This window comes from Bacillus sp. A015, from assembly GCF_053851875.1.
In genome coordinates this window covers 50,543-64,982 of the sequence record NZ_JBSPZB010000017.1, presented here as the reverse complement: position 1 = coordinate 64,982, position 14,440 = coordinate 50,543, and the positions used below count along the sequence as shown (strand labels likewise).

Below are 14,440 nucleotides of genomic sequence, written 5' to 3'. Positions count from 1 at the left end.
AAATAAGTATACAAGAATAGAAACAATAAAATAGAACAAACTGAATATCACTTTTGAAATAAATGAAATTCGCAATAGGGTGAGCCATCCTATTAGCTACGAGTAAAAGGAGTAGTCAACATGGTACAATCGTTTAACGCACCTTACGAAGCGGTTGGAGAGGAACTTCTATCGCAACTTGTTGATACTTTTTATGAAAATGTAAAGTGTCATCCCTTGCTTCATCCTATTTTCCCGGATGACTTAAAAGAAACTGCAAGAAAACAAAAACAGTTTCTAACTCAATATTTAGGCGGACCCCCGCTTTATACAGAGGAGCATGGTCACCCCATGCTGCGGGCGAGACATCTCCCTTTTCCGATTACTGAGGAGCGGGCTGACGCATGGCTTGAATGCATGGAGGATGCAATGGATCAAGTAGGACTAACCGGCGATATTCGTGACTTTTTATTTGAGCGGCTTTCTCTGACGGCTCGTCATATGGTCAATCAAACACCGGAAAAGGACGGACGATCTTGAACTGCAATCAGCACGATCAATATTTCTCACACTGTCACGGACATCCTCAAAAGCCGATTGAAATCTATGTATTCATTGATCCTCTCAGCCCAGACTGCTGGTTATTGGAGCCATCAATTAAAAAATTGAAGATGAAGTATGGCCGTTTCTTCACTTTACGAACGGTCGCAAGTTCGAGTATTAATGCATTGAACCGGAAAAGAAAAAAGCATTTGCTGACAGAAGCATGGGGGAAATTTGCCACCAAAACTCAGACCAAAAAAGAACAAATGTTGTCTGAACAAATTGTGACATCACCTTATCTCGCCTCGCTCGCACTAAAAGCAGCTGAGCTTCAAGGCAGAAAATGCGGAATGAAATTTTTACGTCTCATTCAAGAATCCCTTTTTTGTCATCAGCAAGATGTCACAAGTGAACATGTCTTGCTGGAAAATGCAAAAAGTGCCGGACTGGACATTGAGGAGTTCCAGCGGGATATCCATTCTCAAAGTGCTGTCAAAGCATTACAATGTGATATGAAAATCGCAGCTGAGATGGACGTATCTGAGCTTCCTACCTTCGCGTTTTTTAATACGGTTAACGGAGATGAAGGATTAAAGATTTCAGGTGCTTACTCTTATGATATATACGAGGAAATTCTCTTTGAAATGATTGGTGAAAAACCTACACCTTCAGAACGACCTCCGATTGAATGGTTTATTGCTTACTTTCAATTTGCCTCTGCAAAAGAGATTGCCGTAGTATATGACCTGACGCTTGAAGAAGTTGAACGAGAAATGAAGAAGCTGGCTTTCGCTAAAAAGGTAGAACGTGTACAAGTACATCAAGAAATGTTTTGGCGCTATAAAGAAGATGAAAACCATTCAGATCTTGACGTCTACCGCTGTGAGAATGAACATGGGTGCTGACCCGTGTTTTTTCTTTACCTCACATACGAACGCTTGTTCTATTTTTTAACACGAAGAAACCGCGCCGGGATAAGCGCGGTTTCACTATGTCTTAACGACAACAAAGGGGATGGGAGAAATTTTTCACGGTCAAACAAAGGGGTAATGTTTGTATGTGATTAATTTCACATCTGTAGTATATCAAATTTTGTCGACTTATGACAACCAATATGCTATATGTTCATATTTTTGTCACAAAACATAAGAGGGTTGTCACTTTCATATAGTGAAAGTAACGAAAAAATGGAGGGATTTGCATGCGCAGCACAACCATTGGACTTGTTGCCATTGGCTTATGTTTCTTTTTAAATATATTAGGCTTAATGAAAATGCTGCCTCTTTATCTGACGTCTCCGCTCTTATTTGCTTCCATTCTCTTTACGCTCTATCGTATGAACCACCGTAAGACCTTTAAAGGATTTAAAGGTTGATGATTTGCAAGAACGACCTCGTCATGAGAAGAGGTCTTAGCGTGTAGACAAACCCTCGCATTCGGTGTCAGTCCTGCGTGCCGGTGCTCACGAATGTCAAATTCGCTCCGCTCCGGTACTCGTCCTTCCTAGACTTCAAAGGTTTTCTATCACGCTGAAAAGAAGACAAAGGGCTAAAATGAAGATCATTTTAGCCCTTTGTCAACAATCCCTCGTCATGAGAAGAGGTCTTTTTTATGATCAGAAAAAAACTCCTGTCAAAAGATGAGCTTGCACTCACACGTCTGACAGAAGTCTTTTCATTACTCACCCGTTTTGGAGATGAGTTCTTCCATTTCTTTGAGTTTTTCCTCGAACAATTGACAAGCTGCTTCAATTGGTTCCTTAGATGCCATATCAACACCTGCTTTTTTCAGCACATTGATTGGGTAATCAGAGCTTCCTGCTTTAAGGAATTCTGTATAACGCTCCACCGCAGGTTTACCTTCTGCTAATATTTGCTTGCTTAGTGCCTGCGCCGCACTATAGCCTGTCGCATATTGGTACACATAATAGTTGTAATAGAAATGAGGGATTCTCGTCCATTCTAATCCGATTTCCTTATCAACAACCATGCCGTCGCCAAAATATTTCTTATTCAGGTCGTAATAAAGGTTCGTCATGAACTCTGGCGTTAATGCCTCTCCTTCTTGCGCTTTCACATGAATAAGATGCTCAAACTCAGCAAACATCGTTTGTCTGAATACCGTTCCTCTAAACCCTTCTAACAAGTGATTTAACACATACAAACGCTGCTTTTTATCCTCTAAATGATTTAGCAGGTATTCGCCTAGTAACGCTTCATTTGTTGTGGAAGCCACTTCAGCTACAAAAATACTGTAGTTTCCATACGGATAAGGCTGGTGCTTTCTTGTATAGTAGCTATGGACAGAGTGCCCAAATTCATGAGCCAGTGTAAATAAATTATCAATATTATTTTGCCAGTTCATTAAAATATATGGATTGGTACCATAGCTTCCTGATGAATACGCACCGCTTCGTTTCCCTTTATTCTCATAAACGTCTACCCAGCGATTGTTGAGTCCTTCTTTTAACACGGACACATATTCTTCTCCTAATGGCGCTAACCCTTTCAGCATATAATCCTTTGCTTCATCGTAGGTTAACTTCATGCCAGCATCTTTTACAAGTGGTGTATACAAGTCATAATTGTGCACTTCATCAAGCTTTAATACCTTTTTACGTAATTCAATATAACGGTGTAATAACGGTAAGTATTGATGAACTGTATCAATGAGATTGTCATACACTTCTTCTGGAATGCTATTTCTTGATAGTGCTGCTTCTCTTGCGGATTTGTAATTTCGTACTTTCGCATAAAAATTATCTTTTTTAATCGAACCGCTCAGTGTAGAAGCAAGTGTATTCTTATACTGATCATATGTTTTATACACAGCTTTGAAGGCATTCTTTCTCACTTCACGATCATCACTGTTTAAAAATGTGATGAAGTTGCCGTGGGTAATTTTCTTATCTTCCCCATTCTCATCCTTTACAGAAGGGAACGAAATATCGGCATTGTTAAACATACTAAAAGTAGTGGATGAAGATGAGAGAGGTTCAGAGGCCTCAGCTAATAAAGCTTCTTGCTCCTCACTTAAAATATGTGGGCGCTCTTTGTTAATTTCTTCGAGAGCGTGAGAATAAAGTTTTAATTCTTCTTTTTCCAGAATAAATTGCTGCAGTTTATCTTCTTGAATCGATAAAATCTCAGGAACAATATAAGCAGATGTACTAGACAGCTGTGTAAATAAATTGGACGCTTTATCATTTAATGCCTGAAATGATGAGTTTGTTGTATCTTCATCGTATTTCATGTGCGCATATGTATAAAGCTTGCCAAGCTTTTCAGAAAGTTGATCCTGAAATGTGAGGGCTTCATACAGGACGTCAGCAGAATGAGCCAGCTTGCCTTTAAAATGGGCTAGCTTAGGAATTTCTTTTTTTACAGCTTCGAATTCCTTGTTCCATGAATCGACGCTTTCAAAAATATCTTCAAGACGCCATTTGTTTTCTTCTTTTACTTCGCTTCTGTCTGGTAAATGGTTGTTTTTGCTTTGTGAAGTCATATGAATCCCCCTTGCATGAGTTGTGTTAAACCAACCTTTCGGAAAGTGAAAGAAATTGGTGTTGTATTTATCTTCTTTGTTTTGAACTATATTTGTCAAATCATATGCAGAAATAAATACCAAACAGGCTAAAAAAATGAGAAAAAAGCGTTTCTTTCTATTCAATAGCAGCACCACCTTTTTCTTATCATGATCAAAGCGGGCATGAAACATGCTAATGAAATAAGAAAGCATCTCGTTTTAACACTTCATCTATTGTTCGTATTGGCATTTGATTTGACGTTACTTCATAATTACCCTCTTTCGTCATGTGTAAAAACCCTTGGCAGACAAGTACCTTTACATATGCGGTGATCACCTCTTTGACTTCTTCTATTGAGACACCTGCATATCGGAGCTTCACTTCTTTTGCCTGCACACACCGATAGATTTCTTTTATTAGGTGTTGAATGGTCACTGGCCCTCTTCCTCTTTTTCTAACCATCCAATCATAAAGACATCCCTGCCAGACATAAACGGGACTTGTAAAGATATACGCTTCTGTCAGCGGAATAAATAATTCAGATGGCAAAAACGGAAATGCCGTTTGGTGATGCTCATAAAAAATGTTTCTCAAACGCTTACTTTCATTTGATAAAATGCCAGGAGGCCTCTGCCTAAATTGCTGTATACACCTAAGCCATTGCTTGTTTAATGGACGCTTGCTCAAAGAAGGAGATAGAAGCGCCGAAAGTTGACGATATGCTGAAGGCGGTCTGACGGTCATTGTGGCACATATTTTCGTTGGCTGAAACACGAGGATTTGATCAAGATGGAGGAACATTTGCTGGATCGGACAGTAAAAAATCAGTCTCCTTTTCTTCGTTTGCCTTAAGATTCCCCAATGAATGGAGGAGAAAGAAAAGAGCTGGGTAGATTTTCGTTTTAAACGATTTGCACCTATGATCCATATAGGAAAGAGCCCTGCTGCACGGAGACCTTCTGTTCTTTTCCGCAGCTCTTGCTGCGAAATATTCGCACACTGAAATTCGATCGCATAGCCTGCATCTCCTATAGCGACAGTCACATCAGGGCGCTGCTGAACCTTTGAAATATACTTCTCCAGCACCGGTTCATGTCCAAGCCTAGTGAGCCAATCCTTGATGGCTGCCTTCCCCGCCTGATGATAAACCGTTTCGCCTGAAGCAGCTAACGGACATGCTGTCAGCTGTTTATGTGCAAAATGATAGACACGATGCTCGCCTAACTTTAATTGCACCTCCTGCCTGCATTCAGGACAATAAAATTTGCACGTAGCCCTTACATGCTCTAGCCGACTTTTCGTTAGATGATATGTAATTCGTATAAGCTTCCCATTATCCATGATCGCTGCGTTCATTCATTTCGCCCCTTGCTCTTTGATGACCATATTATAGCTTGTTCTCATCAGGGGAAGCGAATATCGAAAATGGACTTTTATCGTTTCAAAACATGATTTCACCGAGCTTTTCCTCGTTAAAATTAAAAATCCCCCTTTTAGAAAATGGGGGAAATACAATCTTTATAAAAGTGGTGATAATAATCTTGCGGTAGATTCAAACAGCCTCACTCTCAAAGGTCTCTTTGCAAATTCTTCTAGGACAATTTCATGCGACTGCTCTAAATCACCTAAGAAGTCATTGACCAGCTTCTCTGTGCTTTTCGTTTTATAGAGGAAGGCATTCACTTCAAAGTTCAAATGAAAGCTTCTCATATCCATGTTGGCCGTCCCAATCGAAGCCAGCTCACTATCTACAATAATAAACTTACTATGCATAAAGCCTTGATCATATTCATACACCTTCGCCCCTGCTTCAAGAAGCTCCGGGAAGTATGAACGAGACGCATGGAAGACGATGCGTTTATCTGGATTCTTCGGTGCAATAATCCGTACATCTACTCCACTCAAAGAAGCAATTTTCAACGCTGACAATATATCATCATCAGGTACAAAATACGGTGAAGCGATCCAAATTGACTTTTTAGCTGAGATGATCATGGAGAAAAAGAGATTTTTAATGACCTCCCACTGTTTATCAGGTCCGCCGGCAATCATTTGGACGCCTTCTGTTGTACTTTCAATATGGCTAAAATCTTTAAAATAGTCCACGCCTGAGCATCTTTCATTGGTCATATAATACCAATCCTGCATAAAAATTTGCTGCAAATCGCGAACGGCCTCACCTTTAATCATCAGGTGCGTATCACGCCAAAATCCATATTGCCTGCTTCTGCCCATATATTCGTCCCCAATGTTAAGACCGCCGACAAATCCTACTTCTCCATCAATCACCACGATTTTTCGGTGATTTCGGAAGTTGATTTTATTATTTAATAAGGGCAGTCTTACTGGTAAAAACGGAACGATCTGAACGCCAGCCTTTTCTAGGTCAGCAATATATTGACGAGAGAGCTTTAAGCTGCCTACATCGTCATATAAAAAACGGACAATGACGCCATTTTTCGCTTTTTCAATTAAAATGTCCTTTAATTCTTGACCAAGGTCATCGTGGCGGAGAATATAATATTCTAAGTGAATGTGATGTTTTGCCTTTTTGATCTCTTCAAAAATATGAGAGAACGTTTCTTCTCCATTGGTTAGGACTTTAGAGGACGTTCGATACGTAATGGGGGTATGTCCAAGTCTATGGGCCAGCTTAAATAAAAGCTGCTGATGGTCACCCATATGTGTCATTTTTTCAATTGCTTCTCTGTGAATGCGTTCTTCTTCCTGGATTAACTGCTCATCTAGCATCGCTTTCTTTTCAAACAGCCGGCGCTTTTTAATATTACGTCCAAAGAAAATATAGAACAAAAATCCGAATAACGGAAAGCTGCCAAGCAGGACAAGCCATGTAATCGTTTGAGACGGGTTTCGGTTCTCTAAGAAAATGACAAATCCGATGAAGATAATCGATAAAGTAAAGAGAACACTGACGGAACTGAGTACACTTACCGCTAGATCACCGGCAAAAATTTGGATAATCAAATAAGCACTTATCGTAATGATAAGAAAAAATAGAACCTTAACTAAATTTCTCATTTCATTTTCTCCTTGCCGATCTCTTTGTTTAACTATTCATTCAGATAAAAAAGCCGATTCCTCTATAGAAATCGACTTTTTGTTGTTTACGAGAAGTGCTGTTGAATCGTTTCAAGGGCATTCCCTTTGATAATCAGCTGACCGTATTCTTGTAGTCTGTAGATGCTGACCACTGATTCATGGGCGTATTCAAGCAGAATGCTGAGCTTATTCTCCACTTGCTCATCTGACAAATCCTCGTGGAAGTCAACATATAGATAATAACGGTTTTCAAACGAATATAAACTTGTGGTAAAATCCTGCATATTTAATTGAGAAAGTGCAATCAAATCTTCAAAGTCATCCATTTTCAATACGAATTGAAGTTGAAGTTTTTTGTCCTTCTCATTATGTTCTTCTTGATCCTGCTCTTCTTTATGAAAATCATCAAGCAGTGCATCTAGGCTTTCTTCTGTTTGATCTTTTTTATCTTCTGGAATCGGCAATTCGAGCTTTTGTCCATCTTTAGAAAGTTGGGCTTTTGTCACGACAATTTCAAGACCTTTATCAAGGGCCTGTACTTGAATCCAAAGCGGTCCCTCTACTGCAAACTCTTCTTCTTCGTGCACTTCGTCCATTACTTCCCAGAACAGCTCTTCACTGCGCTCACGATTATACCAAATCTCTTCACGGTCAAAACCGCGATCTTCAATATCACCATAGGAAATATAAAATTTCACTGTATGTTCATTTATTCTTTCGATTTCCATTTTGCCAACCTTCCCTTCTATATAAGATGTTGAAGGGACATACAAGCTCCCAATTAATAGTACTTTACTACACTTTACCCGTTCCGTCTATATGTTAACCGTTTAAAGACTTGAGGTATTGCTTTGTACTGTCTATTTTATGATAAAACATGAATAAAAGAAATAAAAACGCATTTTTTGCAGAGAAAACTTGCAGAAACATATATTTGAATTGTCCTCATATATTGGTTGTACGAGCTCTATTAGTGACGTGAGGTGAACTGGATGGAAACAGAGTGGATCGTATCCTTACTGATGATTATTGGCATAGACCTGATTTTAGGCGGAGATAATGCGCTCATCATTGCGATGGCCAGTCGAAGCTTATCAAATGATAAACGCAATAAGGCTATATGGATCGGCACACTTTTGGCAGTGCTGATGAGAATTACGATGACAGGTGCAGCAGTTTATTTATTGACCATCCCCTATTTGCAATTTATCGGCGGGCTCTTTCTTCTTTATATAGGATACAATTTGTTAATTGAACAAAAGAAAGAATCGATTCGGATTAAAAGCAGCGGCTCCCTTTGGCGTGCGGTTCAAACCATTGTGATTGCGGATCTGTTTATGTCGCTTGATAATGTGATCGCAGTAGCAGGAGCGGCAAAAGGCAACATGGTTCTCACCGCTTTTGGCTTAATGATTTCAGTGCCTATTATTATTTGGGGAAGTAAACTCATTCATACAGCATTAACCAAATTTCCGTTTCTCTTATACGGGGGAAGTGCCCTTTTAGCTTTTACTGGCGGTGAAATGATTGTCCGTGATGTGAAATTGAATGAATTTATGGCTCAGCATGCAACCCTTGAATTTTTACTTCCATTTTTAACAGTCGCAACTGTCATTTTAGCCAGCCTATTTTACGAACAAACGGCTGAAAACAAATAAAAAAAGCTGCCAGATGATCGGCAGCTTTTCGCTTTTCTATTAGTTAGCAAGTCGCTGAGCTTCTCTCAGTTGGAATGTACGAACCGTTCTTGGAAGGAAACGTCTAATTTCATCTTCGTTGTACCCAACTTGTAATCTTTTTTCATCCAAAATAATTGGACGTCTTAAAAGACCAGGATGCTCATTGATCAGTTTATACAATTGTTGAAGCGGCATTGTCTCCACATTCACATTTAGCTTTTGGAATACTTTAGAACGTGTTGAGATGATTTCATCTGTACCGTCTTCTGTCATTCGAAGAATTTCTTTGATTTCATCGATTGAAAGAGGCTCAGAAAAAATGTTTCTCTCTTGATATGGAATATTGTGCTCTTCTAACCACGCTCTTGCTTTTCTACATGATGTACAGCTTGGTGATGTGTATAATGTTACCATAAATCTTCACTCCTCAATTTGTAGAATGAATATTGATCTGTATTCTTAAATTAAAATTGTTCTAAATAAGTAATCTTTATAGTGATTATACTATAAAAAAGTAAGTGTGAACAGATTTTCTTGCAATTTTTGTGACAAAAACTAGACAATTTCATTCTTTTTGTAGTGATGCTTGATGTCTGAACATTCTCATTTAGTCGAGATGATCGAAAATATTTTTTTGTTTTTTATTTTCAATGACCTTCAACACATCATCAACATCCTCATACGATTGTCCATACCATTCTTCATCTTTATACGTATGGATTCTTTCATATGTCTTCCTCATGGCCTCCATCATTTCTTCCTCATTATCTGTAAGAGGCGACCAATAAAGGATTTCCATGCGGTTCACTTCATTGGTTGCAAGTGACCTGCGTTTATAACCGATTGATTCAGCATGCTTGAAGTGCTCTCTTTGGTAAAACTTTAGGCGTTTTGCAGTATCTGCATCATCTTCATCTACAGGCTCGACCTCAAGCAAGATCGGTTTCTTTTTTTCCTTCAACTTATGAATGAGCTTTGAGCCGAGGCCTTCACCTCTTGCATCTTTGGAAACAAATAAATAATCAATAAAGATGAAAGAATCAAATTCAGCGTACATCATCACATGATGAGGCCCTTCTTCCTTATGATAAATTTCACTTCTTTCCTTTAATAAAGCTTCCATATGCTCTTTTGACTTCATTTCTTCTATCGGGAAGTATTCACTGAGCTTTTCATACCAATTCATGGATCCGCTCCTTATGATATAGTGAGAACCACTTCCTTATATATTCCCGATTTCCTGCTATTTAAACGCCTGTACTAGTAAGACGCTAAAAAGTATTAGGTGGTTTCACTTTTTTTCAAACAATACAAAAAAAGTTTTATATCGACCTATTCATGAGCATGTGAAAGCAAACAAACAGAGTGAGTGTCATCGCGATTTGAAACATGATGAAATAAAGATACTTCATGCGCCGTGCTTCTGGCTTCTAGTTGTTTGTATGACGGTAAAGCATATATTCCACCGAAAACGAAATGCTGCCAATGAGCACCATAAACGCGAGCAACCATTGTCCTCCGTTTCGTTCCGCCAAAAATGACGTTGAGAAAAGCATGAATACGATCAGAAAATGAAGTAATGAATAGCGAAAAGCCTTCCATCTTGACATCTTATTTCCTCCTAGACTTCTCTCTCTGTTATTCGAAAATTACCATAATATTGTTTGTAAAATAAAAAAAGAAGCACTGACCTAGCAGTGCTTCTTCTCTGTTCTTATCTTATTGTTTAGCCTGGAGCTCTTTGAACTCTTCCTCTGTGCAGCTCACAAAGTGGCCTGGCTTCACTTCACGGAACTCAGTGTTCGTCCCTTTATGAACGGATGGATCATACTTAATTCGCTTGCGGTTACGCTCGTAATCAGGATCTGGAAGCGGAATCGCAGATAGCAATGATTTCGTATATGGATGAAGCGGGTTTTCGTATAATTCATTCGCTGGTGCGAGCTCAACCAATTTCCCAAAATACATCACACCGATACGATCGCTAATGTATTTCACCATGGAAAGGTCATGCGCAATGAATAAATACGTTAAGCCTTTTTCTTCTTGCAGTTCTTTCATTAAGTTGACGACCTGCGCTTGGATGGACACATCTAGTGCAGAGATTGGTTCATCAGCAATGATAAAGTCTGGCTCAACTGCTAATGCACGAGCAATTCCAATTCGCTGTCTTTGACCACCTGAAAATTCATGTGGATATCTGTTCGCATGCTCTTTGTTCAAGCCAACTGTTTCAAGCAATTTGTACACACGTTCTTTCCGCGCTTGCTTTGATTTCGCAAGGCCATGAATGTCTATGCCCTCTGCAATGATATCAAGGACTGTCATTCTAGGGTTAAGTGAGGCATACGGATCTTGGAAGATCATCTGCATTTGTCGGTTGAATTCAAGCATTTTTTGTCTTGATTTCTTCCCGTGTACGCTCTCTCCTTTATAAAGAACCTCGCCATCAGTTGCATCATAAAGTCTAATGATGGAACGGCCGGTTGTGGATTTACCACATCCAGATTCACCTACAAGTCCAAGTGTTTCACCTTTATAAATATCAAATGAGACACCGTCAACTGCTTTCACTGTTCCTCTTGCTGTATGGAAATGCTGCTTCAAATTTTTAATTTCTACCAGTTTTTCTGCCATGCTATTCACCCTCTTTTACTAATACAGGTTTTTCGTAGCTACCTTCTAGTTCACGCATTCTCGCCTTTACAGCAGCAGGCGGTTCAACTTTAGGTGCATTCGGATGAAGTAGCCATGATTTCACATAATGCGTATCGGATACTTTGAACATTGGCGGTTCTTGTTCAAAGTCAATTTTCATTGCATAATCGCTTCGGAGTGCAAATGCATCTCCTTTCGGCGGGTTTGTCAGATCTGGCGGTGTTCCTGGGATAGCCGTCAGCTTCCCTTCATCCCCGCCATCTGTATCTAAACTTGGCATTGATGCTAAAAGTCCCCATGTATACGGATGTTTCGGATTGTAGAAAATTTCATCGACAGTCCCTGTCTCCACAATCTGTCCTGCATACATGACAGCTACACGATCTGCGACATTGGCAACAACACCTAAATCGTGGGTAATAAAGATAATCGATGTTTCAACCTTTTGCTGAATTTCTTTCATTAATTCTAAAATTTGCGCCTGAATCGTTACATCAAGTGCAGTCGTTGGCTCATCGGCAATCAATAGCTTTGGATCTGCTGCGAGTGCCATCGCAATGACTACCCTTTGTCTCATCCCGCCACTAAATTCGTGCGGATATTGCTTGATTCTTTTTTCAGGCATTGGAATCCCAACGAGATCCAATAGTTCAATGGCTCTTTTTTCAGCCGCTTCTTTTGAAATTTGCTCGTGCTTGAATAGCACTTCTGTAATTTGTTTCCCGACCTTCATGGTTGGGTTCAGAGAAGTCATCGGATCCTGGAAGATCATCGAAATGTCTTTTCCGCGAATGGTTTGCATTTGTTTTTCGGTTTTCTTGACAATATCTTGCCCATCAAACAGAATCTGTCCGCGCTTGAAATAACCTGGCGGCATCGGAATTAATCTCATGATGGCCTGTGATGTCACACTTTTACCAGAGCCAGATTCACCTACAATAGCAAGTGTCTCGCCTTTATTTAAGTGGAAGTTCACACCACGAATGGCTTGAACCTCTCCACCATATGTTTTAAATGAGATTGCAAGGTCTTTCACCTCTAGAATACGTTCACGTTCCATCCTCATCACTCCTTATTTACGCAACTTCGGATCTAAAGCGTCTCTTAGTCCGTCTCCAACCACGTTAAAACCAAACATTGTAATACAAATAAATACGGCTGGGAACCATAATCTCCACGGATAGTACGTCATAGCCGGAATTCCGTCAGACGCCATTGTTCCCCAACTAGCTAATGGAGCCGGTACACCAAGCCCTAGATAGCTCAAGAATGCCTCCGTGAAAATAGCAGAAGGAATTGTTAGTGTCATCGTCACAAGAATCGGTCCCATTGAGTTTGGAATCAAGTGTTTAAATAAAAGTCTAGATGTTTTCGCACCTAATGTTTGTGCTGCAAGAACGTACTCTTGGCTTTTCAATTGTAAAACTTGTCCCCGAACAATACGTGCCATGTTAATCCAGCCTACGACGGTCATGGCGAGGATAATCGTTAATAATCCCTTTGGCAGAACAACCATCATTAAAATAACCATTAATAGTGTTGGGATTGCCCATAAAACGTCTGCAATACGCATCATCACTTCGTCCGTACGACCGCCTTTGAATGCAGCAATACTTCCCCAGATAATACCGATGATCACGTCAAGAATAGCTGCAGCAAGACCGATAAAGATCGAAATTCTTGCACCTACCCATGTACGAACAAACATGTCTCGGCCTAAATCATCCGTACCGAACCAGTGCTCTTTTGAAGGCGGCTGGTCTGCATTAAGCAAATCTGTCGTAGAGTAATCATATTTAGAAAACATCGGAACGAAGATTGCCAGCATCACAATAATAAAAATGATTGCAAGCCCAACCATTGCAAGTTTATTTGCACGGAAGCGAAGCATGGCATCCTTCCATAAAGATAGACTCGGTTTAGAAATTTTTTCAGACTCTGCTGCATCAGCCGTCGCAGGCACAAATAAATCTTTTCTCATCTCTTCCATGTGTTAGACCCCTTTCTTCGCCTTCGTCAGTTTAATTCTAGGATCGATAATACCGTAGAGGACGTCAACAACTAGAATACTGATTAATAGAATAATACTGTAGAAGACTGTGACACCCATGATGACGGTGTAATCACGGTTTGTAATACTTGTGACAAAGTGAGAGCCTAATCCAGGAATACCAAAAATCTTCTCCACGACAAAACTACCTGTTAAAACTGAAGCTGCCATTGGTCCCATGTATGTAATAACAGGTAACAATGCGTTTCGAATTGCGTGTTTGATCGTAACAGCTGATTTCGTTAATCCTTTCGCTCTAGCCGTTCTAATGTAGTCACTGTTTAGCACTTCAAGCATACTTGACCGTGAAAGTCTAGCGATAAATGCCATTGGCATGAAGGAAAGTGCAATAGAAGGTAGTACGGTGCTTGCCCAAGACTCCCACCCTGCAACTGGGAAAATCGCTAAAAAGCTTGCCTCAGATGCGAATACATATTGTAGTAGCGCCGCTAAAATGAAACTTGGAACAGAAATTCCAAAGATCGTTAAAATGGCAATCGTATAGTCTTGCCACTTATTATGATAGAGCGCTGCAAGGACCCCAAACAATACACCAAATGCTAATGCGAGGAGAATTGCCTCAATTCCGAGGGTAAAGGAAACGGGGAATCCAGAACTGATTAAGTCATTTACGGTTTGTCCTTTATATTTAAATGAGGGACCAAAATCTAATGTTGCAACTGAACCTAAGTAGTTTACATATTGAACAAATAAAGGCTTGTCCAACCCGTAGTGCTCGTTTAGGTTTGCTTCAATTTCAGCAGGAAGTTTCTTCTCTCCAGAGAATGGACCACCGGGTGCTGCCTGCATGAGAAAGAAAGTTGCAGTTACAATAACAAACAGTGTGATTAAAATATATATTAATCGCTTACCGATATATTTAAGCAACGGAATTGCACCTCCATGATTTTACAACAATTTCTCTAATCAGCAAGAAAGGTATAT

General features: G+C 39.8%; 15 protein-coding genes. 4 read left to right on the top strand and 11 right to left on the bottom strand.

Annotation, left to right across the window (positions count from 1 at the left end; all coding sequences use genetic code 11):
* The first annotated feature begins 120 nt into the window (after positions 1-120).
* The 3 genes from ACSLGF_RS14120 to ACSLGF_RS14110 all read left to right on the top strand — a co-directional run bounded on the left by ACSLGF_RS14120 (position 121) and on the right by ACSLGF_RS14110 (position 1,897).
* On the top strand, positions 121-519 hold the full coding sequence (locus ACSLGF_RS14120) for a globin domain-containing protein (protein WP_008355333.1): 399 nt from the start codon (positions 121-123) through the stop codon (positions 517-519).
* Entirely contained in the window at positions 516-1,427 is a 912-nt protein-coding gene (locus tag ACSLGF_RS14115) for a ClpXP adapter SpxH family protein (protein ID WP_456006475.1), read from the top strand. The genes ACSLGF_RS14120 and ACSLGF_RS14115 overlap by 4 nt, the downstream gene beginning before the upstream one ends.
* 296 nt (positions 1,428-1,723) lie before the next feature.
* Positions 1,724-1,897, top strand: coding sequence for a hypothetical protein (locus tag ACSLGF_RS14110; RefSeq protein ID WP_187441334.1), 174 nt, complete (start codon positions 1,724-1,726; stop codon positions 1,895-1,897).
* 302 nt (positions 1,898-2,199) lie between these two features.
* On the opposite strand, the gene pepF is transcribed toward ACSLGF_RS14110, so the two are convergent.
* The 4 genes from pepF to mecA all read right to left on the bottom strand — a co-directional run bounded on the left by pepF (position 2,200) and on the right by mecA (position 7,836).
* Positions 2,200-4,026: an oligoendopeptidase F gene (gene pepF / locus ACSLGF_RS14105; RefSeq protein ID WP_456006472.1), complete on the bottom strand. Its 1,827-nt coding sequence runs from the start codon at positions 4,024-4,026 to the stop codon at positions 2,200-2,202.
* 214 nt (positions 4,027-4,240) lie between these two features.
* The gene (locus tag ACSLGF_RS14100; RefSeq protein ID WP_456006528.1) at positions 4,241-5,389 is read right to left on the bottom strand and encodes a competence protein CoiA; all 1,149 of its coding nucleotides are present in this window, start codon (positions 5,387-5,389) and stop codon (positions 4,241-4,243) included.
* A gap of 177 nt (positions 5,390-5,566) precedes the next feature.
* Entirely contained in the window at positions 5,567-7,087 is a 1,521-nt protein-coding gene (gene cls / locus ACSLGF_RS14095) for a cardiolipin synthase (protein WP_456006470.1), read from the bottom strand.
* Between the two features lie 86 nt (positions 7,088-7,173).
* Positions 7,174-7,836 carry an adaptor protein MecA gene (gene mecA / locus ACSLGF_RS14090; protein ID WP_456006467.1) on the bottom strand — a complete coding sequence of 221 codons (663 nt, stop codon included), beginning with the start codon at positions 7,834-7,836 and terminating at the stop codon, positions 7,174-7,176.
* Between the two features lie 264 nt (positions 7,837-8,100).
* Here mecA and ACSLGF_RS14085 point away from each other — a divergent pair, with 264 nt between their 5' ends.
* Complete coding sequence (locus tag ACSLGF_RS14085) at positions 8,101-8,766, top strand: TerC family protein (RefSeq protein ID WP_230030906.1); 666 nt, start codon at positions 8,101-8,103, stop codon at positions 8,764-8,766.
* A gap of 39 nt (positions 8,767-8,805) precedes the next feature.
* On the opposite strand, the gene spxA is transcribed toward ACSLGF_RS14085, so the two are convergent.
* The 7 genes from spxA to ACSLGF_RS14050 all read right to left on the bottom strand — a co-directional run bounded on the left by spxA (position 8,806) and on the right by ACSLGF_RS14050 (position 14,383).
* On the bottom strand, positions 8,806-9,201 hold the full coding sequence (gene spxA, locus ACSLGF_RS14080; protein WP_003211421.1) for a transcriptional regulator SpxA: 396 nt from the start codon (positions 9,199-9,201) through the stop codon (positions 8,806-8,808).
* 193 nt (positions 9,202-9,394) lie between these two features.
* On the bottom strand, positions 9,395-9,973 hold the full coding sequence (locus ACSLGF_RS14075) for a GNAT family N-acetyltransferase (protein ID WP_099728262.1): 579 nt from the start codon (positions 9,971-9,973) through the stop codon (positions 9,395-9,397).
* A 244-nt stretch (positions 9,974-10,217) separates the two neighbouring features.
* Positions 10,218-10,397: a hypothetical protein gene (locus tag ACSLGF_RS14070; protein WP_456006464.1), complete on the bottom strand. Its 180-nt coding sequence runs from the start codon at positions 10,395-10,397 to the stop codon at positions 10,218-10,220.
* Between the two features lie 109 nt (positions 10,398-10,506).
* Positions 10,507-11,424 (bottom strand): ABC transporter ATP-binding protein, encoded by a 918-nt coding sequence (locus ACSLGF_RS14065; protein WP_456006461.1) that lies wholly within the window; start codon positions 11,422-11,424, stop codon positions 10,507-10,509.
* Position 11,425: 1 nt separating this feature from the next.
* Entirely contained in the window at positions 11,426-12,505 is a 1,080-nt protein-coding gene (locus tag ACSLGF_RS14060; protein WP_456006458.1) for an ABC transporter ATP-binding protein, read from the bottom strand.
* Positions 12,506-12,517: 12 nt separating this feature from the next.
* Positions 12,518-13,435, bottom strand: a complete 918-nt coding sequence (locus ACSLGF_RS14055; protein WP_456006455.1) for an ABC transporter permease — start codon at positions 13,433-13,435, stop codon at positions 12,518-12,520.
* 3 nt (positions 13,436-13,438) lie between these two features.
* On the bottom strand, positions 13,439-14,383 hold the full coding sequence (locus ACSLGF_RS14050; protein WP_456006453.1) for an ABC transporter permease: 945 nt from the start codon (positions 14,381-14,383) through the stop codon (positions 13,439-13,441).
* Positions 14,384-14,440 lie beyond the last annotated feature (57 nt).

Bases quoted from the DNA above. Each gene is read 5' to 3' on its own strand.
- ACSLGF_RS14120 (WP_008355333.1), top strand. From the start codon at position 121: ATGGTACAATCGTTTAACGCACCTTACGAAGCGGTTGGAGAGGAACTT.
- pepF (WP_456006472.1), bottom strand. From the start codon at position 4,026: ATGACTTCACAAAGCAAAAACAACCATTTACCAGACAGAAGCGAAGTA.
- ACSLGF_RS14100 (WP_456006528.1), bottom strand. From the start codon at position 5,389: ATGGATAATGGGAAGCTTATACGAATTACATATCATCTAACGAAAAGT.
- cls (WP_456006470.1), bottom strand. From the start codon at position 7,087: ATGAGAAATTTAGTTAAGGTTCTATTTTTTCTTATCATTACGATAAGT.
- ACSLGF_RS14055 (WP_456006455.1), bottom strand. From the start codon at position 13,435: ATGGAAGAGATGAGAAAAGATTTATTTGTGCCTGCGACGGCTGATGCA.
- ACSLGF_RS14075 (WP_099728262.1), bottom strand. From the start codon at position 9,973: ATGAATTGGTATGAAAAGCTCAGTGAATACTTCCCGATAGAAGAAATG.
- ACSLGF_RS14110 (WP_187441334.1), top strand. From the start codon at position 1,724: ATGCGCAGCACAACCATTGGACTTGTTGCCATTGGCTTATGTTTCTTT.
- ACSLGF_RS14085 (WP_230030906.1), top strand. From the start codon at position 8,101: ATGGAAACAGAGTGGATCGTATCCTTACTGATGATTATTGGCATAGAC.
- ACSLGF_RS14070 (WP_456006464.1), bottom strand. From the start codon at position 10,397: ATGTCAAGATGGAAGGCTTTTCGCTATTCATTACTTCATTTTCTGATC.
- mecA (WP_456006467.1), bottom strand. From the start codon at position 7,836: ATGGAAATCGAAAGAATAAATGAACATACAGTGAAATTTTATATTTCC.
- spxA (WP_003211421.1), bottom strand. From the start codon at position 9,201: ATGGTAACATTATACACATCACCAAGCTGTACATCATGTAGAAAAGCA.
- ACSLGF_RS14060 (WP_456006458.1), bottom strand. From the start codon at position 12,505: ATGGAACGTGAACGTATTCTAGAGGTGAAAGACCTTGCAATCTCATTT.
- ACSLGF_RS14065 (WP_456006461.1), bottom strand. From the start codon at position 11,424: ATGGCAGAAAAACTGGTAGAAATTAAAAATTTGAAGCAGCATTTCCAT.